Origin of the sequence: Capnocytophaga sp. H2931 (genome assembly GCF_002302535.1) — a bacterium.
Taxonomy (GTDB): Bacteria; Bacteroidota; Bacteroidia; order Flavobacteriales; family Flavobacteriaceae; genus Capnocytophaga; species Capnocytophaga canis.
Window position 1 is genome coordinate 1183709 of the sequence record NZ_CP022381.1, and the last position, 23625, is coordinate 1207333.

Sequence of the window (23625 nt, forward strand, 5' to 3'; positions counted from 1 at the left end):
TTCTCTCCGTACAGAAATTTATTTTCTTGTAGAAAAAATAGGCTGTTTGCCTGAAAAAAAACTGCATAAAACTATCCGAGGGATATTCCTGATGAAGAATATCTGTTAAACCTCTCGGTTGGTACAGCTATAAACATATAAATAAAAAAAATGACAGCAAAAAGTAAAGCATTTTTATTCAATTTTCTTTGTTTTGGGTTGATTTTTATCACTATCCGATTGGGAATTAATTATTTCTTTCCCGAGTTAGAACGATTAACTGCATCCATCATTTCGGGGGTAGTAACGCTTTTCCTCTCGCCTCGATTTGCAGCCATCCAAGCGGATTCCGGCGAAAAACTTTTTATGAAATGGATTTTTATCAAAGGGATTAAGCAGTTGTAAGAAAATGGCAACCAACAAACATGCTCAAATCCGTTATCAGGCCTTAGATCGTTGCTTCCGAAACACTGGCAGAAAATATTTTATTGAAGACTTAGTAGATGCTTGTAATCAAGCTATTTATGAATATTCGGGAATAGCTGAAGGAGTTAAAAAGCGTCAAGTACAGGAAGATATTTCTTTTATGGAAAGCGAAGCAGGTTGGAGTATTGCTTTAGAGAGAATTAGAGAAGGAAGACGCATTTTTTATCGTTATGAGGATACTCAATACTCCATTAACAATCAATTACTTAATGAAACTGAAATTCGTCAGTTGAAAGAGACTATTTGCATGTTAAACCGCTTCAAAGGAATGCCTCAATTCGGGTGGATGGAGGAAATACTCACTCGCTTTGAAGATTCCTTTAAGCTAAAAGGAAGCGTGGTTAGCGTAGTTGGATTTGAGCATAACCCTTACCTCAAAGGACTTCATTGGTTTTCTCACGTTTTTAATGCTATCATTAATAAACAAACCGTAGAACTTCACTATCGAAAATTCAATGATGAAACAAAAAAATATGTTTTCCATCCCTATTTTTTAAAACAATATAATAACCGATGGTTTTTATTTGGACTTTGTAATCACCTGAAAGATAAGGGAATGATTACTAATTTTGCCATTGACCGAATTGAACACATATCAATGGTTTCTGTGCCTTATGTAGAAAATACATTTATAGATTTTGATGAACACTTTGAGGATATTATCGGAGTATCTGTGTTGGACAAAGAGGTGGAAACTGTCATCTTGGAAGTTGACAACGTACTGATGCCCTATGTTATAACCAAACCATTGCACGGTTCACAAAAGATTAAACAGAAGAATGAGAGAACAACTCGAATAGAATTACAACTTATCATCAATTATGAATTAGAAAATTTATTGTTGGGATATATTGATAAAATTAAAATAATAGCTCCTAATCATCTGAAAGAAAAAATGTTATCTCGAATAAAAGAAGCTATTGACCGAAATTCATAACTTTTTTACAGCTACTTACTCTTTACAAAATGAATATATGCAGATGTACTGCATACATTCGTTATACTTTTGCATCAGAAACCAAAAAATATAAGTTATGGCAGTCAGTAAATTTTATACTACATTTAACATCGCGGGGTTCACCTATTGGGATGGAGTTGATGTGATTGATGAATTAAAAGTAGGTACAGTACTTCAGCTTGAGGCAGAACCTACTAATGGGTATGATGCTAATGCGGTGAAAATTCTTTATGGAAATACAATGTTGGGGTACATTCCTCGTACTGATAATAAGGATATTACTAAGTTTTTGCAATTGGGACACACCGATTTGTTTTCTGCGAAAATAAGCCGGATTGACATGAATTATAATCCTGAAAATCAGATACAAGTAACAGTTCGTATTAACCCCAAAAAGTAAATATCATTCAGGAACAATTCAAACATTTTTATCATCTCTCTTGTGGGGAGGCTGTCCGAAAAGTTTTGTTTTAAATCCATAACGTGTGTTAATAAGCACCATATGGTAAATCTCAGAACAACAAGAAGCGCGTTAGCTTAAAAATAAAGACACTATCCCTCTAAGTGTGTAAGTTAAAAAGTTGGGGTTAAGTTTTTATAGTTTGAGTCTTTGTGCAAATATAAGCATAAATTGGTTTAAGACAATCCCCCAATTTTGGATAGGCATACTCCACTTTTTGGTAGCTTCTCTCAAAGCCAAGAAAACGGACTTTTGCACAGCTTCGTCTGTTGGGAAAGACAGCTTGTTTTTGGTGTATTTCCGAATCTTACCATTCAGATTCTCAATAAGATTGGTTGTGTAAATAATTTTTCTTATCTCTAACGGAAAATCGAAAAATACGGTCAATTCGTCCCAATTGTCATACCAAGATTTGATAGCATAGCCGTATTTTGACTCCCATTTTTGGGCAAAATCTTCCAAAGCAACCTTGGCAGCTTCCTTGTTAGGGGCAGTATAGATGTGTTTCATATCGGCTGTAAATTCTTTTCTATCTTTGTAAACCACATACTTACAAGCATTCCTAATCTGATGTACCACACATATTTGCGTTTGTGATTGGGGAAAAACCGCACGAATGGTTTGCGTAAATCCGTTTAAATTATCAGTGGCAGTAATGAGAACATCTTCCACCCCACGAGCCTTTAAATCAGTGAGAACGCTCATCCAAAAGGCGGAACTTTCATTCTTTCCGAGCCACATTCCTAAAACTTCCTTTTTTCCCTCTCGATTCAAGCCCACAGCAAGGTAAATGGTTTTGTTGACAACTTTTGAGTTCTCACGAACTTTAAAAACGATGCCGTCCATCCAAACAATCAGATACAGCTCGTCCAACGGGCGGTTCTGCCAAGCGACCATTTCATTGGTAACCGCATTGGTAATCCTTGATATTGTGGAAGTTGATACTTCAAAGCCGTACATTTCTTGGATTTGTTCTTCGATGTCGCTTACGCTCATTCCTTTGGCATAGAACGATACGATGATGTTTTCCAAACCATCGATAACGTTCTTGCGTTTAGGGACTAACATTGGGTTAAAACTACCGTCTCTATCCCTAGGAACTTGGATTTGTTCTTCGCCAAAGGAAGTTTTTATCTTCTTGGAAGTGTGTCCGTTACGATAATTTCCATCTTTAGTTTTGTCGTGTTTTTCGTTGTCCAAGTGAACGTCGAGTTCGGCATTGAGCATATGTTCCACCGCTTTTTTGTGGAGTTCTTTAAAGAAACCTGTCAAGTCCTCAGCAGTCTTAAATGACTTGTAAAATTCTTTGCTGTTGAGCAATTCTTCCTTGTTAATCATATCTGTTTAAATTATGGGTCAAAAATAGTTAAAAAGTTATTTCCGAAATTTTTTTTGAGCTTTTAAGGGCTCAAAAAATTTCAGAATAACTTTTCAACTTACACAGATTATGGGATACTCCCAAAATAAAACTTTTCGGATGGCTTTTCCTTTTTTATAACTATATTTTAAAAATTTGATACGGCACTCCTCTTTTTTTTACCACCGATTCTGTACGGTCATAATGAGTGTCGGTGATGAATAACTGTCCAAAATGTTGCTGTGTCACCAACGAGACCAATTTTTCTACTCGCTTATCGTCTAATTTATCAAAAATATCGTCCAACAAGAATATTGGGGTTACTCTCAACTGTTGTTTAATAACTTCAAATTGAGATAGTTTTAATGCAATCAGAAAGGATTTTTGCTGTCCTTGGCTTCCGTATTTTTTCATCGAAAATCCATCAATTTCAAAGAGCAAGTCATCCTTATGAATGCCTTGCGAGGTGTATTGCAATATGCGATCTTTCTCCAAATTCTGTTTCAATAACTCGGATAAAGAGGTTGTATGCAAAGCACTTTCATAACTTAGGCTTACTTGCTCTTTGCCTTCGGATAGATATTCATATTGATACTGAAAAACAGGTAAAAAGGCTTCCATAAACTGAGTTCTTTTTTGGTAGATATGCTGTCCCAGTTCAGCCAATTGCTGGTCATAAATCCCAAGAGTCAGTAAATCAACATACTGATTTACTGCAAATTGTTTAAGTATCGTATTTCGTTGCAGTAACACTCGGTTATAACGAATGAGCGTATCCAGATAAGCGGTATCGGATTGGGAAATAACATTGTCTAAAAATCTTCGTCGCACCTCGCTTCCATCTACGATGAGGTCTGTGTCAGCAGGAGATATGATCACCATAGGGTATTTCCCTATATGTTCCGTAATCCGATCGTAATTTTTCCCATTGCACTTGATAATTTTCTTTTGCCCTTTTTTAATGCTACATACAATCTGTTCCTCCCGATTTTCTCGTTCAAAAAGTCCTTCAATCATATAAAACTCTTCGCCATGACGAATATTTTGCGATGCCGATGGATTGAAGTAACTCTTTCCGACTCCCAAATGGTAGATAGCGTCCAACAGATTGGTTTTGCCCACACCATTATTCCCAACAAAACAATTGATTCCCGATTCAAACAGAAGATTTTTTGTGGAGATATTTCTGTAATTTACAACTGCTATTTTTTTTAGATACATATTTGTGTTCATCAGACTATTCTTAGGAATTATTCCGCTGAAATGCTACTACTGTTTATGGATTTTTTGCAAAGATACTCTTTTTTTAGAAGCACAAAAAAGACTGTCCGAGGAGTCGATTTTTGTCATTCAAACTTGGCAAAAGAATCACTAAAACCTCTGTGGACAGCCCTTTACGTTGCTGTTTTATCCTACAACTATTTCAAATTTTTGATAATATCTTCCGACATTTTGTCCAAATCAAAATCATGATTCCATCCCCAATCATTTCGAGCTGCTGAGTCGTCAATACTATCTGGCCAACTGTCGGCAATATTCTGACGGAAATCAGGCTCATACTTAATCTTAAAATCAGGGATTATTTTTACGATACTGTCATAAATTTCTTTAGGAGAGAAGGATAATGATGATACGTTGTACGAAGTTCGTACTTTCACTTGTTCTTTTGGAGCTTCCATCAAGTTTATGGTTGCTTTGATGGCATCGGGCATATACATCATTGGTAGATAGGTGTTTTCGTTTAAGAAGCACGAAAAAGTTTCACCTGCAATGGCTTTGTGGTAGATATCCACGGCATAATCAGTAGTTCCTCCTCCAGGAAGTGATTTATAGCCGATAAGTCCCGGGTAGCGAAGACTTCGAACGTCCACACCGAACTTTTCAAAGTAGTACTGACACCACAACTCACCTGCTACTTTGGTGATTCCATAAACTGTGTTAGGTTCCGTAACTGTTTCTTGTGGAGTGTTTTCTTTAGGGGTATTCACTCCAAAAGCGGCGATTGATGAAGGCCAATATACTTTGTCTAAATTCTTCTTTCGAGCAACTTCTAGAACGTTCAACAACCCATTCATATTCAAATTCCATGTGAATAAGGGATTTCGTTCTCCTACTGCCGAAAGAAGCGCAGCTAAATGATACACTTGTGTGATTTTGTAGGTATCTACTAATTGTTCTAACCGTTGTGCATCTTGGATGTCTAATACTTCAAAAGTGCAGTACGAGAATCTTTCAGCAACTTTTTCATTAATATCGGTAGCTACAATGTTCTCAGCTCCGAATTTTTCTGCCAAAGCTTCCGTCAGTTCACTACCCAATTGTCCGCCGGCACCCGTTAGTAATATTCTTGTTTTTGCCATTTTTTAAAAATTTTGTCGAACAAAAGTACGAATTATTTCTGGAATCAAGAAATGTTTTCAGAGGATTTTTTAGATGGTAAATCGAATCCTAAAATTCACTTTTTATAAAGTAAAATTTAAACTTATACGTACTTGCCAAGAATTACTCTTTTGCTTCTTTTTAGGGAATTATGACCCGTATTGATACCCTTTTATGATATTGAAAATAAGAAATAATTCTTATTTTGTTGTATCTTTGCCTAAGATTTGTGGAGTCCAAATGTTTGGCTTCAATTTATTATAGAAATTCACACAAATTATAATCAAAAGAAATGATTCCTGCATACAAAAAACAATTAGAAAAGGCTAAAGATCTACATCAAAAGTATACAAAAATCTATAATATTATTGGAGCTGTACGGCTATGTGTAGCAATTAGTATTCTGTTTTTAGGATATTTATCTTTTACAAATTTTTCGCTTTTATACCTTCTTGGAATATTTTTTTTCGTGATATTTTTTCTATTTTTAGTCGTAAAACATAAAAAAATATCGTATCTCCGCAAAATAGAGAAATCAAAAATAGACATCAATCAAAAGGAAATCGATTTTCTCGAAAAAGGAGTCTATTTTTACGATAATGGCTTTGATTTTCAGGATAAAGAACATCCATATGCATATGATTTAGACATTTTTGGTGAGAAATCATTGTTTCATTATATCAACAGAGCGGTAACTTTTTCGGGAAAAAAACAACTGGCAGCACATTTCTTGCGTACCGATAATAAGTACATTCCTGAAAAACAAGCCACCATTGCAGAGTTATCCGAAAAATTGGAATGGAGACAAGATTTTATGGCTGTTGCTTCTCAAGCACCCGATAACCAACATACAGCTGAGAAAATTAGCACTTGGAAAGAACGAAAAGAAGTTCTTTTTTCATTCCCTTTGCGAGTTTTTATCTATCTATCTCCTTTATTATTATTAAGTTTTATCATTTTAGGGTATATTTTCGATTATGCCGATATGAAGATGTGGGCAAATACCTTATTTGTTATCAATTTGATGGTTTTTGGATGGGAGTTACGGCATATACTTAAAAATAAGCAGGGATTTGAAGGGATCTACGACACCTTGTATTCCGTAAGGAAGAATATAGAACTTATTGAAAAAGAAAGTTTTAAATCAAAACAAATTTGTGAGTTACAACAACAGTTAATCCAAAACAACCAAAGGGCAAGTGAGTTGACTCGTTCGTTAGCTCGTTTGCTAGACAATATGGATAATGTGCTGAATATCTTTTCTTGGGTACTAAATGGATTTACTCTTTATCATCTACATCAATATAACAAGCTGATTTTGTGGAAGAAAATTAACGCGGAACACGTTGCTACTTGGTTGGATGTGATTAGCGAAATGGAGGCTTTGTGCAGTTTAGCAAACTTTAAATACAACCATCCAGAGTTTGTTTTCCCTGAACTGAACGCCCATTTTGAAGTAAGTTTTGTGGACATAGGACATCCTTTAATTGCTGAAAATCAACGCGTAACTAATTCTATTTCATTCAAAGAAAACCGATTTGTGATACTAACAGGCTCAAACATGTCCGGAAAGAGTACCTTTCTGCGAACGCTGGGAGTGAATGTACTTTTAACCTCTATGGGACTGCCCGTTTGTGCTAAAAAAGCAAATGTACATCCGATGAAAATACTCATCTCCATGCGTTTGTCAGATTCGCTTAACGATGGGAAATCTTACTTTTTTGCAGAAATAGATCGATTGAAGCAGATTATGCAAACTCTTCAACAAGAACCATGTTTTGTACTTTTAGACGAACTTTTGCGTGGAACAAATTCCGAGGATAAACAATCAGGTACAGTGAAAATTATTGAGAAAATGGTTGAATTGAATGCTATAGGCATCATCGCTACACATGATTTGGAAGTGTGTAAATTAGAATCAGAGTACCCACATCATCTTAAAAATCAATGCTTTGAAGTAGAAATAATTAACAATGAATTACATTTTGATTACAAACTCAAAGAAGGTGTTTGCCAAAACAAAAATGCTACCTTTTTGATGAAAAAAATGGGAATTATTTAAAAATAAGTAGGATAGAGATACATTGGCTTAGCAAAAGTTTTTTTTGCGGAGATAATATGTTTTTTTATATTTGTGCGATTCTTGGTAAAAAGTTCAAAAACTGATGGTTAATCAACTCTTTGAACGAAAATAAGTAAAAAAGGGTCTTTATGAAATCAGAAACAATGAAAGAAATTTATTTTGCAGGAGGATGCTTTTGGGGAACAGATCACTTCTTTAAGCAAGTTCGGGGGGTCATCACCACCGAACCGGGCTATGTGAATGGGCATACGAATAAGCCTATTTATGAAGAGGTTAACACAGACACTACAGGGTATGCTGAAGCTGTAAAGGTTATCTATGATCCAAAAGAAGTTCGTCTGGAATTGCTAATTAAATTGTTTTTTGAAACGATTGATCCAACCAGTCTCAACAAACAAGGTAACGACGTAGGCACTCGTTATCGTACAGGAGTCTACTACACTAACTCTAAAGATAAGGCTGTTACAGACGCTTTTTTCAATAAAATCGAACGAATGTATTTTCGTCCAATCGTTGTAGAAAGAAAACCTCTTGAAGTATTTTATCCTGCTGAAGACTGGCATCGAGACTATCTGATAAGAAATCCTAATGGCTATTGTCATATTGAGCCTCATTTATTTGCTTACGCCAGCAAGGCGAATCCGAAAAAACCCAGATATAAAAGAGAAAGCCAATCCTTTTTAAAGAAAAAATTAACACCTTTGCAGTATGCGGTAACCCAAAAGAAAGCTACCGAGCAACCCTTTGATAACCTTTATTGGAATGAAAATCGTAAGGGAATTTATGTGGATATTACCACAGGAGAACCCTTATTTCTATCTTCAGACAAATATGATTCAGGTTCTGGTTGGCCGAGTTTTACGCGTCCCATTGACGATAGCCTCATCATAGAAAAACCTCATAAATCAGGAGGAAAAACCCGTGTTGAGGTGCGGAGTAAAACAAGTAATAGCCATTTAGGACACCTTTTTAATGATGGTCCTCTGCATAAAGGAGGATTGCGTTACTCCATTAACAGTGCGTCCTTACGTTTTATTGCAAAAGAGGATATGGAAAAAGAAGGTTATGGTATTTATTTATTTCTATTTATGGAGTAATCCTTTATGTTATGAATACTTTCTCGGATTATCATTTCCGTATAGCTACGACTGATGATTTTTCAGCCATATGGGAAATTATTCTTTTTGCTAAAGAAATTCGGAAACAAGAAGGTAGCTCTCAATGGCAAGACGGTTACCCAAACGAAGCTACCATATTTGCTGATATTCAAAATAAATATGGATACGTAGTTGAATTTCAGTCAGAAATAGTAGGGTATTTTGCTTTTATATTGGGTGCTGAACCTGCATATGAATCTATTGATGGCAAATGGGTCAGTGAACAGCCATATGCTGTGGTACATCGCATGGCAGTGAGCGCTAAAGGAAAAGGTAAAGGTTTGAGCAAAAGGATGTTACAAAAAGCAGCTGAATTAAGCGTTGATAATAACACGTTTAGCCTTCGTATTGACACTAATTTCGACAATATTCCGATGCTTCGTACTATTCAAACGTTGGGGTATGTATACTGTGGAGAAGTCTATTTCCGAGGTTCTGCCCGAAAAGCATTTGAAAAGGTGCTACGCTGAAGTACATTAAAACAGAATACGTGTCAATTTATCCATATCCACGAGCATAATACTGAAAATACCAATTGTTAAAATCACACGGAGTAAATTGTGAAGCAATACATAAGTACGATTTTTATTACTTTTCCATAGTGCTATAATGAAAAAAAGCAAAGAGATGGCCACAAAAATAATATAAATGTACATGCATCCAATATCAAAGTGGTGTAGTAGTACGTAAATGGGTGAAAAACACACGCAAACTACCAATGAAATTACAATTTTACTCTTATTTTCACCATATTTGACAGGAATCGTTTGGTAATTATGCACCAAATCGCCTTTCAAATTCTCTAAATCCTTAATAAGTTCTTTGATAAGTATCAGAAGAAAAAGTAACAGAGCGTGAATAAAAATAACTGTATGTACGTTTTTATAGTATACAAAAACAGCGAAAAAAGGAATAATAGCTAATATTGCTGAAGTGAGGTTTCCCCAAAATACGATTTTCTTAATCCGATGAGAATAAAACCACATTAAAAAGATATACCCAGAAAAAAACATTACTGCTCGAAATGACACGTAACTCGCGACGATTACAGAAATAAAATTCAACAAAAAGTAAAGCGTCAATTTTGTATTTTGTCCAACTAACCGATCAACCATCGATTTTAAAGGGCTGTTAATCAAGTCTTTCTCTTTATCATAGAATCCATTAATAATGTATCCACCAGCAATAGCCAACGCTCCCGCAGCAACGAGTATAAGCAGATTTATATCAAATACCACCTCACGAACAGAATCACGTTGCGACAAAATAAAAATCGCTGCCAAGTACTGAGCTATACAAACCATCAAGATGTTGTAGCCCCTTACGGAAGAGAATAATCCGAGCATCTTTAAAATGGTATGTCTGAATTTTTGGCGTGACATCAGTTTCTTTTCTGATTTACAAAGGTATTATTTTTTTGGATATATCTGTAAATTTAATTCAATTTATAGTCCTTTAGATTTAATTCTCTTGACAGTCAACAGTATATCAGTACATAGGTGAAGACTTTTATTGCATAAATTCATGGCATAAAAATTGCGTTTGGGGGTTGAATGTAGCAAAAATAAAATTAGTATTTAAATCCTAAAAATTGTATATTTGCAGATTGAATGAATGTTTTTCAAAAAAAATATTCAAGTATCTTTCAATACATAAGATACAAGCTCAAAAAAGTATTTCAAATTATTAAAACACAATCGTAAATATAGCATAGAGATATGATAAAAATAGAAAAAAAAGATGTAATATCAGCACTGACGAAAATTACCACCCCAGGTGAAGGTAAAAATATGGTCGATAGTGGTGCGGTTCAAAATATTGTAATTTTCGGTGACGAGGTTGTAGTAGACGTGGTGATAAACAATCCGAGTTTACAAGCAAAAAAACGCACGGAAGTCGAAATCATGAAAGCTATTCACAGTGAGGTGTACGAAAAAGCTAAAGTGTTCGTAAATGTAAAAGTCATTGCTCCTGAGAAACCAGAAATTAAAGGAAAACCTATTCCTGGAATAAAAAATATTATTGCCGTGGCATCAGGCAAAGGCGGTGTTGGAAAGTCAACTATAACAGCCAATTTAGCGGTTTCTTTAGCAAAAATGGGATTTAGCGTAGGACTGTTGGACGCTGATATCTATGGACCTTCAATGCCGATTATGTTCGATGTGGTCGATGAAAAGCCAAAATCAGTAACCGTAGAAGGACAATCAAAAATGAAACCTATTGAAAATTACGGAGTTAAGATGCTTTCTATTGGTTTTTTTACCAATCCAAATCAAGCTGTGATTTGGCGAGGTCCAATGGCGGCCAAAGCTCTCAATCAGATGATTTTTGATGCAGATTGGGGCGAATTAGACTTCTTACTATTAGATTTACCTCCTGGAACGGGTGATATTCATTTGAGCATCATGCAGGCTATGCCAGTAACCGGAGCGGTAGTAGTAAGTACTCCACAAAAAATTGCTCTTGCCGACGCTCGTAAAGGTGTAGCAATGTTCCAACAAGACACAATAAACGTTCCTGTATTAGGAATTGTAGAAAATATGGCGTATTTCACTCCTGAAGAATTACCTAATAACAAATATTACATCTTCGGAAGAGAAGGAGCTAAAAACCTGGCCGAAGATTTAAATGTTCCATTCTTAGGTGAAATACCTTTGGTGCAAAGCATCCGTGAGGCAGGCGATGTAGGACGACCAGCAGCATTACAAGAAAATACTCCTTTAGCATTGTCATTCAAGCAATTATCACAAAATGTAGTGCAAAGTGTTGTAGAACGCAATAGAAGTTTACCTCCTTCCGAAGCCATTAAAATCACGACTATGGCAGGATGCAGTAAATAATTAGGGACGAAAAGCGGGAATTTATAATTTGATCTTAAATTCTGGCAAACTATATAAAATTGAAAATAAAAACATAACAGTAAGGCAATATGATTCACTCAGAAATATCAAAAAAAATGACAACAGAACAAGTAAGAGAAAACGTTTTAAGGGCATTGGACGAAATTCGTCCGTTTTTGCAAAGCGATGGTGGTGACATCACTTTAGTAGACATTGAAGATGACAGAATCGTTAAAGTAAGACTGGAAGGTAACTGTTTGGGGTGTAGCGTAAATCAAATGACGCTAAAAAGCGGTGTTGAGATGACCGTAAAGAAATATGTTCCTCAAATAGAGAGCGTTGTAAATATTCTTTAAACAAAAGAACATCAGATAGTAAAGGATTTCGGGCAGCAGAATACTGTCCGATATGGTTGTTTATGCCAATGAATAAAACGTAGAACGATGAGCTCCCAAAAGAAAAATAAAAAAGAATACATCAGACGTAAGTTGCTAAGTAAATACCGGTTGGTATTTATGGATGAGGAAACCTATGAAGAAAAGGCTTCGCTACGGCTAAGTCGTATGAATATCTTTGTGGTAGGGACGCTTTTCTCACTGTTTTTAATCATTGCAACGACTCTATTTATCATCTATACTCCCTTACGTCAATATATTTTAGGTTTTTCAGAAGTTAATAACAAACAAGAAACCATTAATTTAGCGTTTAAAATTGATTCGTTGGAAAACCAAATGCGAAAGAACGATTTGTACCTAAACTCTATAAAAAAAGTACTTACAGGCGATATTCTATATACCCAAATCAATAAAGATTCTATTTATGAATCCAATAAAATTGACCCTAAAACGATTGATTTGAGCCCAAGCCGACAAGATTCGTTATTGCGACAAGAAGTGGCTGAAGAAGATCGTTACAATGTTTTCGAAAAGGCCTTATATCAAAACAAAGAAATTTTACTTTTTCCTCCAATTTCTAAAGGAGTGATATCGAACGAATTTAAACCACAAGAGCGTCATTTTGGTATTGATATCGCAGCCCCTGAGGGTACAGCAGTCAAATCAGTCGCTGACGGGACAGTTATCTTTGCTGAATGGACTGTTGCTACGGGTAATGTCATCATCATTGAGCATAAACAGAATTTGGTTTCGGTTTATAAACATAACGCTACCTTAGTGAAGCAACAAGGCGACCAAGTGCGAACAGGTGAAGTGATTGCAACCATTGGCAACACTGGTGAATTTTCGACAGGTACGCATCTGCATTTTGAACTTTGGAGCAATGGTTACCCAGCAAATCCGAGAAACTATATCGAGTTCAAATAGAACAATATCAACAGTTTGAGTCATTTTAAACACCGAATCCCATGAATAAAAAAATTATCCTTGCATTATTGATTTTATCTCCTATCTATTTTCTGATTCAAATATTCTTTTTCGATATGAAGTACATAAACGATGAAGAAATTATTTTCGGATGGGATCGCGAGAATATGCGGTTTCAAATCAATGAAAAGAAACCGTTTGAGTTAAATGGCATCGACGGGCCTTATATCATCAATGACACCTTGTACTATGTAGATGAAAATAACATCCTTGTAAAATCTATCGAAATAAAAGATAGCTTACGAGTGCAAGTGCCTAACAAAGATAAAAGTACTTTTTATTTTTCACTAAATAAACAGCTCGAAAAAGATTCTGTAGCCTATCCAATGCCTGAAAAACTGATTGCAATTTCGGATATTGAAGGAAATTTTGATGCTTTTTGGGGATTTCTTGAAAAAAACGGAATTATCAACCAAAATTTTAGTTGGGTTTTCGGTAAAGGTCACTTAGTGTTAAACGGAGATTTTGTCGATAGAGGCGAACATGTGACTCCTACCCTATGGCTTATTTACAAACTTGAACAAGAGGCTAAAAAACAGGGAGGGAAAGTTCATTTCGTTTTGGGAAATCACGAGATTATGAATTTTCAAGGAAAACATAAATATGCCGACCACAAGTACATCAAATTGGCACAACTGATAGCTCCTAATAAGTCAACCAAAGAAAGCTATAAAATTTTGTATTCCAAAAAATCTGAAATTGGTAAATGGTTGCGTTCCAAAAACATTTCTGTGAAAATAGGAGATTATCTTTTCGTCCATGCTGGACTTAGCCCCGAAATCATTTCCTTAAATCTTACCTTGCAAGATATGAACGAAATCACTCGAAAAAATTGGGACAAAGACCTTTATAATAACCCTGAAAACGATTCAACAGCCAATTTTTTACTCGGACGAAAAGGTCCTTTTTGGTATAGAGGTTTAGTAACTGATTACAAACATTATAACAAAGCAACTCCCGAGGATTTGGAACAACTGCTAAACCTCTATCAAGTCCAGAAGATAGTCGTTGGGCATTCGATTGTGGATGCTGTTTCTACCGATTATAATGGTAAGGTTATCCGCATAGACGTAAAGCACGGACACGAAAAATACAGCCCAAAAACACAAGGGTTATTGATAGAAAATGGCTTTGTATACAAAGTAGACGCCACAGGACATAAACAACCACTATAAGGATAAACATTTTAATGCCAATAAAAACTAAAAACATATGAAACACGTGTTATTCTACTTTTTACTGATTTTCACATCGTTATCTTATGCTGGGATTGACCATTTATTGCCCAAGCCACAGCACATTCAGCCTAATGGAGAGACTTTTTGCTTCAAAAAAGTGCGTTTGGAAACTTCGGTTTTGCAAGAACAGTGGCGACAATTTATTTCGGAAATGGGCGGAGAAATTTCATCTTCGGCTAAGCAATCTGTTGAAATAAAGTTAGTTAGTAGTATTCCGCAAGCCGAACTAAACAAAGAAGAGGCATACCGATTAATCGTTTCCAAACGAAAAATACAAATCGAAGCCATAACCGAAAAAGGCGTTTATTGGGCAATGCAAACGCTTCGGCAACTAAAATCACCCAAAGGGAAAACCTATTTTGAAGGCTGTTCCATAGTGGATTATCCTGCGTTTCGCATTCGCGGATTTATGCAAGATGTGGGGCGTACGTTTATTTCATTGGAAGAATTAAAGCAAGAAATCAAAATTCTTTCGCAATATAAAATCAATGTTTTTCATTGGCATCTAACTGAAAATCAAGGTTGGAGATTAGAAAGCAAACGCTACCCAATTCTGAATGACAGTTCAAGTTATGAACGAATGCACTCCAAATTCTACACTTTGGAAGAGGTAAAAGAACTCGTTGATTTCTGCAAGCAACACAATGTTCTTTTGATACCTGAAATTGATATGCCGGGGCATAGTTTGGCTTTTCAGAAGGCTTTTAAATGTGATATGCAAACCGAAAAAGGAATGCAAATTCTGAAAGAATTAATCGACGAAATGTTGCCTTACTTTGATGTTCCTTATTTTCACATAGGAACTGATGAAGTGGAATTTACAAACCCTGATTTTGTTCCTGAAATGGTGCGTTTTATCCGAGAAAGAGGCAAAAAAGTAATTTCGTGGAATCCCGGTTGGAATTACAAAGTTGGCGAAATTGATATGACGCAACTGTGGAGCTATCGAGGGAAGGTACAAAAAGGCATTCCTGCCATTGATTGTCGTTTGCATTATATCAATCATTTTGATGCATTTGCCGATTTAATTGCTTTGTACAATAGTCGTATTCTGAATGTAAAAAAAGGAGATGACAACCACGCAGGAGCCATTGTTGCGGTTTGGCACGACCGATTCATTCCTGATGAAAAAGAAATCATCATTCAGAATAATTTTTATCCGTCGATGTTGGCTTTGGCAGAGCGTACTTGGCTTGGTGGAGGGACAGAATATTTTGACGTAAAAGGAACAAATTTATTTTCGGAAAAAGATGAAAACTTCATTGCTTTTCACGATTTTGAACGCCGAATGTTATGGCATAAAAAACTATATTTCAGTAATTTACCTTTTGCTTATGTAAAACAAACACATATGAAATGGCAAATTACCGATGCTTTTCCTAATGAAGGAAATCTAACAAAAACTTTCCCTCCCGAGCAAGAAAATTTTGCAGAAAGTTATTTTTACAATGGGAAAAAATATGGTACGAAAACAGCCATCGGGGCGGGCGTTTATTTGCGACACGTTTGGGGAAAAATTGTGAAAAGTTTTTACGAAAATCCACAGCCCAACCACACGGCGTATGCTTATACGTATGTCTATTCGCTTAAAAAACAATCTGTTGGGTTGTGGGCTACCACACAGAATTACAGCCGTTCTGAAAAAGATTTACCGCCTCCACAAGGAAAATGGGATTACAAAGAAAGTAAAATTTGGATTAACGGAACGGAAATTTTACCGCCTGTGTGGGCTTCTTCTCATAAAGAAAAATCGAATGAAATTCCGCTAACGAACGAAAATTTTGAAGTACGAAATCCCATTGCGGTAACTTTACAAAAAGGTTGGAACAAAATATTGTTAAAGTTACCCATTGGAAAATTTTCCACTCCCGAAGTTCGCCTTGTGAAATGGCATTTTAATTTTGCTTTTGTTACGTTAGATGGCAAAAAAGACGTTGAAGGATTGATTTTCAGTCCTGAACAGAAGATATAAATAGGATTATTCAATTTTTGAAAATAACCGCTTGGAGCAAAATTTTCGAAATATTACGAAAGATTTTTATGCTCCAAGCGATATTTATAAAAACGTTTAGTAAACGAAAAATTCAAGATTATGAATATTTTGAAATAAATAATTTTCGTGTAAAAATACGTTTTAAACACATAAAAATCTATATGTCAATTATTTATAAAAAGACATAACGACTCTATTTTATAAGAATTTATAAGTACACGCAAAAAATTTGAATATTCGTTTTAATTTGCGTACATTTGCGGAATAGAGATTTTTTTATGAAAGAACTTCTACTTTCACAAGGATTAATGGCAACGATAATATGGGTTTTCACGCTCTCCTTCGTGGTGAGTTATCTTGTTTTGCCAAAAATTATTTACATTGTTGTAAATAAAAACTTGATGGACAATCCGAACGAAAGGAGCTCACATACGCAGAGAACGCCTACAATGGGAGGGATTGCTTTTTTTATCAGCATCATTTTCACCATATTTTTCATTCGTGATTATGACGTTGATCACATAGGAACTAACATCATCTCGAGCGTAAGTATACTTTTTTTCATTGGATTAAAGGATGATTTAGTAGGCGTACAGCCTAAAACTAAAATCATTGGTCAGGTACTCTCCACCCTTATTTTGTTTTATGGAACACAACTTTGGGTACGTTCATTAGACGGATTCTTTTTTATCAATGAAATTGACTTTTGGATTTCAGTGTTGCTTTCTTGCATGGTCATGATGGCTATTGTAAATTCATTCAATTTGATTGATGGTATCAATGGCTCGGCGGCAATGGTTGGCATTGTGATTTTTGGAGGTTTCGGATATATATTTTATTTGTCTGGAAATTATTACTATTGTTTGCTATCAGCTCTTTGTATCGGTTTTTTGTTAGCTTTTTTACGCTATAACCTATCGGAAAAGAAAAAAATATTTATGGGTGACACAGGCTCAATGATTGTTGGTTTCATTATCGGATTTTTGGTATTGAAATTCTTTTCGTTATCACCCGAGGAGTTAGTAAAAGCTCATATAAAACCAATCAATAAAATTTGGGTTGTGTTGGCTATTATATTTATTCCTTTTTTTGATACTACACGTGTTTTTGTTACGCGTATTGTACGACATGGGAAACCTTTCTTAGCCGATAGAAGCCACATCCACCATGTACTGATTGACTACACAGGACTTACTCACGGAAAGGCAAGTTTGTTTTTGGCTTTCATTAACTTAGTTGTTCTTGTGGTAATTCTATATTTAAATACGATTTTTTCTTCCACCTACGTGTTTTTGTTTCTTTCAGCTATTTTCGTTGGGTTAGCATTACTTCTGTTTTATTTCAATAGAAGTTACAACACACGAAAAAGTAAACAAAAAATACGAAGAATACTAAATAAAACTGGATTAAGCAAACACAAAAAATAACCCCGTGTCAAAAAAAGCTACGAAAGAAACTCCTTTAATGAAGCAATACAATCAGATAAAGTCAAAATATCCTGATGCTCTATTGCTTTTTAGAGTGGGAGATTTTTACGAAACTTTTGGAGAAGATGCTGTCAAAACTGCTCAAGTGCTTGATATTGTGCTTACAAACAGAAATAACGGTAGCGAACGTACCGAATTAGCTGGTTTTCCGCATCATTCTATAAATACGTACTTACCCAAATTGGTCAAAGCAGGTTATCGAGTTGCTATTTGTGACCAATTGGAAGACCCAAAAACGGTCAAAGGAATTGTTAAACGAGGCGTTACCGAACTGGTTACTCCAGGAGTAGCGCTGAATGATGATATACTTCACTCTAAGTCCAATAATTTCTTAGCATCACTCTGGTTTGGAAAAACAACCAATGGGGTCGCTTTTCTGGATATTTCCACAGGTGAATTTTTAGTAGCACAAGGTGATAGATTTTATATCGACAAACTATTACAAAATTTTAAACCTAGTGAAATTCTTATTGCTAAAAAACAAAAAAAAGATTTTATTGACAGCTTTGGAGAGGATTTCCACCTTTTCTTTTTGGAAGATTGGGTATATAAGCAAGATTATGCCAATCAGGTACTTACACAGCATTTTCAAACTAATTCTCTTAAAGGTTTTGGTGTAGACGAACTTTCTGAAGCAATTTTAGCAGCTGGATCAATTCTTTTTTATCTTTCTGAAACACAGCATAATAAATTACAGCACATCACTTCTATTCAGCGTATAGTTGAAGATGCCTATGTTTGGCTTGATAAATTCACTATCCGAAACTTGGAACTCTACACAGGGACTTCGAGCCAATCCGTAACACTGTTGGATATCATTGACAAAACCACGTCGGCAATGGGAAGCAGAACTCTCAAACGTTGGTTGGCGCTCCCACTGAAAAAAATCAATCAGATAGAGCAACGACATGAAGTAGTAGCACATTTCATGCAGCACATTGATACCCTACATAAAGTTAAAGAGCAAGTTGCTAAAATTAGTGATATTGAGCGACTTATTTCAAAAGTAGCTACAGAAAAGATATCCCCTCGTGAGGTCGTACAACTACGTATGTCTTTGGAGGCGATACCTCCCATTAAGCAACTTTGCGTACTTTCAGACAATGAACATCTGAAAGCATTGGGAGATAGAATGCACGCTTGCGAACAACTTTGTTTACGAATAAAAAATACGCTCTTTGATGATGCTCCTGTGAACATCCTTAAAGGAAATGTTGTTGCCAAAGGATTTTCTGCAGATTTGGATGAGCTAAGAAATCTCTCACAATCAGGGAAATCCTATTTAGACGACATGCTCAAACGTGAAACAGAACGTACAGGAATTCCTTCACTGAAAATTGATAGCAATAACGTTTTTGGGTATTATATTGAAGTTCGAAATACGCATAGAGACAAAGTTCCTGCTGAGTGGATTCGCAAACAAACCTTGGTCAATGCTGAGCGATATATCACAGATGAGCTAAAAGAATACGAAGCTAAAATATTAGGAGCTGAAGAAAAAATATCCCAATTGGAACAGCGTATTTTTTCGGAATTGGTATCTTTCACAAATGAATATATTGCTCAAATTCAAACAAATGCATCGCTTATAGGTCAGCTCGATTGCCTTTGTGGATTTGCTCAGCTTGCTATTGAAAATAATTATAGTCGCCCTGAAATGGATGCATCATTTGTTCTAAATATCAAGAATGGACGTCATCCTGTGATTGAAAAACAGTTGCCTGTGGGGGTTCCCTACATAGCTAATGACGTATACCTTGACCGTGATTCTCAGCAAATTATAATGATTACAGGGCCTAACATGTCAGGTAAATCTGCCATTTTGCGACAAAGTGCGTTAATTGTTCTGTTGGCTCAAATTGGATGTTTCGTTCCTGCGGAATCTGCTCAAATCGGGATTGTAGATAAGATTTTTACACGCGTGGGAGCGAGTGATAATATTTCGATGGGTGAATCGACCTTTATGGTAGAAATGAATGAAGCTGCCTTGATTTTGAATAACATATCCGAGCGAAGTTTGGTGCTTTTGGACGAAATCGGTCGTGGTACAAGTACGTACGACGGGATTTCTATTGCATGGGCAATTGCCGAATATCTGCATGAACACCCTTCGAAAGCCAAAACACTATTCGCAACGCACTACCACGAACTCAACGAGATGACCGAAAGTTTCGAGCGTATCAAAAATTTTAATGTGTCGGTTAAAGAAACCAAGGACAGCGTTCTTTTCTTACGTAAATTAGTTTCGGGTGGTTCGGCACATAGTTTTGGGATTCACGTAGCGAAAATGGCGGGAATGCCTCAATTTGTTATCCAAAAAGCAAATAAAATACTTAAAAAATTGGAAGATTCTCATACTTCCTCAACAACTTCCGAAACTTTGAAGTCGGCTCAAAAAGAGATGCAACTCAGCTTTTTTAACATTGACGACCCGCTGTTGGAAGAACTCAAAAACGAAATTACGCAAATCGACATCAATACAATTACTCCTGTAGAAGCATTGATGAAACTCAATGAGTTGAAGAGGATGATTGGAAAATAATATCTTGAGAGTTATCATAATCAAACCACACGTAATGAAATCTATATCTCTGTGTGGTTTGAATTTTAATTTACGGAAATCTTTCTTATAAAATTTGGCTCTCCTAAAATTTTGTGAAGTAAATGAACTATGGGTTATAATTTAGTTCTTGTAGGGGCGACCCGAGCAATACATCATTAAATTAGCAATGCCTAAAATTTTAAGGGTGATAAACAGCTCAAAGGTTGATAATTTTCTAAAAAGCAGGTAAGAATTGTTTTGTTAAATGATAAATTCCTATCTTTACAACCTAAAATCCGTTTAAATGAAATCATATTCTAAACTTTATATAGTTATCCCTTTATTAGCACTGTCTTTTTTATGGATAACATCTTGTGAGTCAGATGATTTATGTGATCAAAAGGTAAATACACCCCAATTAGTGATTCGCTTCCGAGATATGTCTACCCAAAAGGAAAAGAAAGTCTCAAATTTAATTGTCTATGGAGAAGGAAAGAACACCTTGTTAATCAACGCTTCAACCGATTCGATAGCTCTGCCATTGAAAGTTACCGAGCCCAAAACTTCATATGTTATGGTAAGCAATGCAAACTATAATAACACAACGGGAGAAATTACTGGTGGAGATATGACGACCATCACATTTACATATCAGGTACAGGAAGAGTTTGTTAGCCGAGCATGTGGTTTTAAAGCTACATACAATACTGTGAGTGCTACCATCGAAAATCCTGATGATACTTGGATACAATCAATTAACGTTACAAAAACGGAAGTAGAAAATGAAAAAAACGCTCACATACAGCTTTATCATTAGTTTTTTATTCTATCAAACTACTATAGCTCAAGAAGATACAAAAGAAACAACCTACAAACAACGCTATGGATTGCGCGTAGGAATGGACGTTAGCAAACCTATACGTTCCTTTTTCCAAAAGGGGTACAGTGGTTTGGAATTTGTGGGGGACTATCGGTGGAACTATAACTATTATTTGGCTGCCGAAGTAGGTTTTGAAAATAGATCCAAAAACGAAGATTTTTTTTCATACAAAACTACTGGACAATTTATCCGATTGGGAATAGATTATAATGCCTACAATAATTGGTATGGAATGGAAAATATGATTTATATGGGAGGAAGATATGCATTTTCGCGATTTGCCCAGGAATTGACTTCCTACATGATTTATACCACCAATCCGTACTGGGAGGAAAATACAACAGGAAACAATCCCAATTGGTTACGAAGCTATGAGGGTCGAACTGCTCATTGGCTGGAAGTAATCTTAGGGATGAAAGTAGAATTATTCACCAATTTATTTGCCGGAGCAAGTTTGCGATTAGGGGTTATGATAGCAAATCCTACGGATAGCTTTCCTAATTATTGGATTCCTGGATTCAACAGAGTCCGTGAAGGAAGCCGATTCGGAGCGAATTTCAATTATACTATCACCTACTTGATTCCTCTGTATAAAAAAGAAAAAGAAAAGAAAAAAACAGATAAATCAACCACTCAATAATGATTTTCAAAATATCGTCAGAAAGTTTTAGATAAAGCTTTTAGAAAAGTAAAAAGATTCATAATTTCATAATTATCCTAAAAATTCTGAGAAAATCAAATTGAGATAACAATAATTCATATGTTATATCGTTCAAAAATAAAAGGTTTAGGTTTCTATGTTCCTGCGAATATAGTAACCAATGATGATCTGTCCAAACGGATGGATACTAATGACGCTTGGATTCGTGAACGCACTGGAATCGAAGAGCGTAGGCACGTAATAAAAGGCGAAGATACTACCACTTCAATGGGGGTTAAGGCAAGTTTAAAAGCCATTGAAAATGCAGGAATCGACAAAAACGATATTGATTTCATTATTTTCGCAACTCTAAGCCCTGATTACTATTTCCCTGGATCAGGTGTGTTAGTTCAAAAGGAATTAGGACTAAAAACCGTAGGAGCTTTGGACGTACGGAATCAATGTTCTGGTTTTATTTATGCACTTTCGATTGCTGATCAGTACATAAAGACAGGTATGTACAAAAATATTTTGATTATTGGGGCTGAAACACAATCACCTGGATTAGATTTTACCACACGAGGACGCAACGTGTCCGTTATTTTTGGCGATGGAGCGGGAGCGGCTATCATTTCAAGAGAAGAGGACCCACAAAAGGGTATATTGTCAACTCATTTGCATAGCGAGGGAATTCATGCCGAGGAGTTAGCTCTCATCGCACCTGGAATTGCAAATCGTTGGGTTACAGATATTATTGCTGAAAATGATTCAACGGACGTAAGTTATTTTCCATACATGAACGGACAACATGTTTTCAAAAATGCTGTAATCCGTTTTGCAGAAGTTATTCAGGAAGGTTTGCAACATAACGGACTGTCAAAGGAAGATATTAACATGCTGATTCCACATCAAGCCAATTTGCGTATTTCTCAGTTTATACAACAAAAATTTAAACTAAGTGATGATCAAGTATTTAATAACATCATGAAATACGGAAATACCACAGCGGCTTCCATACCAATTGCTCTAACGGAGGCTTTTGAGCAAGGAAGAATTAAAGATGGTGATTTGGTGGTTTTGGCTGCCTTTGGTAGTGGATTCACATGGGCAAGTGCAATTATTCGATGGTAAAGCAATGAGAAAAGTATATTATTTAAGTTCTTGTGACACCTGTAAACGCATTTTAAATGATTTGCAACTCCCAACAGATTTCGAGTTGCAAGACATCAAAAAAATACCGATTTCGGAAACTGATTTGGACTTTTTGAAAAGTAAGGTTGGGAATTACGAAGTTTTATGTAACAAACGTTCACAACTTTACAAAAGTCGTAACCTTAAAGCTCAAAATCTGACAGAAAATGAGTACAAACAACTTATTTTAGAACATTACACCTTTTTGGCTCGTCCCGTAATCGTGGTTGATGAACAAGTTTTTGTCGGAAATGCAACAAAAACGATTCAAGCAGTAAAGCAGTACTTAGGGAATGTATAATTCCTAATGGTAAGACATTAAAAACTGTAAGACTTTCAAAATATTATTGATTATCTGTAATTACTAATTTAGCAACTAACAAAAAATCCTACGTAGATATATAGAAAACACTCGTTTTTTATATTTGGGTATTTGCCCGAAGTGTCAACCACTTGTTTTCTGCTTTCGCCTAATTAGTTGAAGTGTCAACCGCTCGTTTTCTGCTTTCGCCTAATTAGTTGAAGTGTCAACCGCTCGTTTTCTGCTTTCGCCTAATTAGTTGAAGTGTCAAA

General features: G+C 35.7%; 21 protein-coding genes. 17 read left to right on the forward strand and 4 right to left on the reverse strand.

Features of this window, described 5'->3' with window-relative positions; genetic code table 11:
* Positions 1–150: 150 nt before the first annotated feature.
* From CGC52_RS05055 to CGC52_RS05065, 3 genes are all read left to right on the forward strand, one after another.
* Positions 151–384 carry a hypothetical protein gene (locus CGC52_RS05055; RefSeq protein ID WP_095893622.1) on the forward strand — a complete coding sequence of 78 codons (234 nt, stop codon included), beginning with the start codon at positions 151–153 and terminating at the stop codon, positions 382–384.
* Positions 385–388: 4 nt separating this feature from the next.
* Positions 389–1402, forward strand: coding sequence for a YafY family protein (locus tag CGC52_RS05060; RefSeq protein WP_095893623.1), 1014 nt, complete (start codon positions 389–391; stop codon positions 1400–1402).
* Between the two features lie 97 nt (positions 1403–1499).
* On the forward strand, positions 1500–1823 hold the full coding sequence (locus CGC52_RS05065; protein ID WP_042006857.1) for an HIRAN domain-containing protein: 324 nt from the start codon (positions 1500–1502) through the stop codon (positions 1821–1823).
* Positions 1824–2018: 195 nt separating this feature from the next.
* Here CGC52_RS05065 and CGC52_RS05070 read toward each other — a convergent pair whose 3' ends face one another.
* The 3 genes from CGC52_RS05070 to CGC52_RS05080 all read right to left on the reverse strand — a co-directional run bounded on the left by CGC52_RS05070 (position 2019) and on the right by CGC52_RS05080 (position 5600).
* Complete coding sequence (locus CGC52_RS05070) at positions 2019–3221, reverse strand: IS256 family transposase (protein WP_095893624.1); 1203 nt, start codon at positions 3219–3221, stop codon at positions 2019–2021.
* A 160-nt stretch (positions 3222–3381) separates the two neighbouring features.
* Positions 3382–4461, reverse strand: a complete 1080-nt coding sequence (locus CGC52_RS05075; RefSeq protein ID WP_095894458.1) for a DNA replication/repair protein RecF — start codon at positions 4459–4461, stop codon at positions 3382–3384.
* A 197-nt stretch (positions 4462–4658) separates the two neighbouring features.
* Positions 4659–5600, reverse strand: a complete 942-nt coding sequence (locus CGC52_RS05080; protein ID WP_042347646.1) for an NAD-dependent epimerase/dehydratase family protein — start codon at positions 5598–5600, stop codon at positions 4659–4661.
* Between the two features lie 488 nt (positions 5601–6088).
* Between CGC52_RS05080 and CGC52_RS05085 the strand changes: the two genes are divergently transcribed.
* The 3 genes from CGC52_RS05085 to CGC52_RS05095 all read left to right on the forward strand — a co-directional run bounded on the left by CGC52_RS05085 (position 6089) and on the right by CGC52_RS05095 (position 9329).
* Positions 6089–7681, forward strand: coding sequence for a DNA mismatch repair protein (locus tag CGC52_RS05085; protein WP_369800749.1), 1593 nt, complete (start codon positions 6089–6091; stop codon positions 7679–7681).
* Between the two features lie 149 nt (positions 7682–7830).
* Complete coding sequence (gene msrB, locus CGC52_RS05090; protein ID WP_095893626.1) at positions 7831–8799, forward strand: peptide-methionine (R)-S-oxide reductase MsrB; 969 nt, start codon at positions 7831–7833, stop codon at positions 8797–8799.
* Between the two features lie 11 nt (positions 8800–8810).
* The gene (locus tag CGC52_RS05095) at positions 8811–9329 is read left to right on the forward strand and encodes a GNAT family N-acetyltransferase (protein WP_042006865.1); all 519 of its coding nucleotides are present in this window, start codon (positions 8811–8813) and stop codon (positions 9327–9329) included.
* A gap of 6 nt (positions 9330–9335) precedes the next feature.
* On the opposite strand, the gene CGC52_RS05100 is transcribed toward CGC52_RS05095, so the two are convergent.
* Positions 9336–10241 carry a geranylgeranylglycerol-phosphate geranylgeranyltransferase gene (locus CGC52_RS05100; protein WP_172914260.1) on the reverse strand — a complete coding sequence of 302 codons (906 nt, stop codon included), beginning with the start codon at positions 10239–10241 and terminating at the stop codon, positions 9336–9338.
* Positions 10242–10577: 336 nt separating this feature from the next.
* Between CGC52_RS05100 and CGC52_RS05105 the strand changes: the two genes are divergently transcribed.
* The 11 genes from CGC52_RS05105 (at position 10578) to CGC52_RS05155 (ending at position 23353) form a co-directional block, all read left to right on the forward strand.
* On the forward strand, positions 10578–11699 hold the full coding sequence (locus CGC52_RS05105; protein ID WP_188111525.1) for an Mrp/NBP35 family ATP-binding protein: 1122 nt from the start codon (positions 10578–10580) through the stop codon (positions 11697–11699).
* A gap of 116 nt (positions 11700–11815) precedes the next feature.
* Positions 11816–12055 (forward strand): NifU family protein, encoded by a 240-nt coding sequence (locus CGC52_RS05110; RefSeq protein ID WP_042006893.1) that lies wholly within the window; start codon positions 11816–11818, stop codon positions 12053–12055.
* Between the two features lie 87 nt (positions 12056–12142).
* Positions 12143–13021: a M23 family metallopeptidase gene (locus CGC52_RS05115; RefSeq protein ID WP_042006867.1), complete on the forward strand. Its 879-nt coding sequence runs from the start codon at positions 12143–12145 to the stop codon at positions 13019–13021.
* A 41-nt stretch (positions 13022–13062) separates the two neighbouring features.
* Complete coding sequence (locus CGC52_RS05120; protein WP_095893627.1) at positions 13063–14256, forward strand: metallophosphoesterase; 1194 nt, start codon at positions 13063–13065, stop codon at positions 14254–14256.
* A gap of 37 nt (positions 14257–14293) precedes the next feature.
* Positions 14294–16291, forward strand: coding sequence for a family 20 glycosylhydrolase (locus tag CGC52_RS05125; protein WP_095893628.1), 1998 nt, complete (start codon positions 14294–14296; stop codon positions 16289–16291).
* Positions 16292–16590: 299 nt separating this feature from the next.
* Positions 16591–17739: a glycosyltransferase family 4 protein gene (locus CGC52_RS05130; RefSeq protein WP_198540575.1), complete on the forward strand. Its 1149-nt coding sequence runs from the start codon at positions 16591–16593 to the stop codon at positions 17737–17739.
* A 37-nt stretch (positions 17740–17776) separates the two neighbouring features.
* Complete coding sequence (gene mutS / locus CGC52_RS05135; protein ID WP_095894462.1) at positions 17777–20341, forward strand: DNA mismatch repair protein MutS; 2565 nt, start codon at positions 17777–17779, stop codon at positions 20339–20341.
* A gap of 304 nt (positions 20342–20645) precedes the next feature.
* On the forward strand, positions 20646–21158 hold the full coding sequence (locus CGC52_RS05140; protein WP_095893629.1) for a DUF6452 family protein: 513 nt from the start codon (positions 20646–20648) through the stop codon (positions 21156–21158).
* On the forward strand, positions 21124–21861 hold the full coding sequence (locus tag CGC52_RS05145; RefSeq protein ID WP_042006872.1) for a DUF6048 family protein: 738 nt from the start codon (positions 21124–21126) through the stop codon (positions 21859–21861). Before CGC52_RS05140 ends, CGC52_RS05145 begins: the two co-directional genes overlap by 35 nt.
* Positions 21862–21981: 120 nt before the next feature.
* Entirely contained in the window at positions 21982–22992 is a 1011-nt protein-coding gene (locus CGC52_RS05150) for a 3-oxoacyl-ACP synthase III family protein (RefSeq protein ID WP_095893630.1), read from the forward strand.
* Positions 22993–22996: 4 nt separating this feature from the next.
* The gene (locus CGC52_RS05155; protein ID WP_042006898.1) at positions 22997–23353 is read left to right on the forward strand and encodes an arsenate reductase family protein; all 357 of its coding nucleotides are present in this window, start codon (positions 22997–22999) and stop codon (positions 23351–23353) included.
* Positions 23354–23625: the final 272 nt, after the last annotated feature.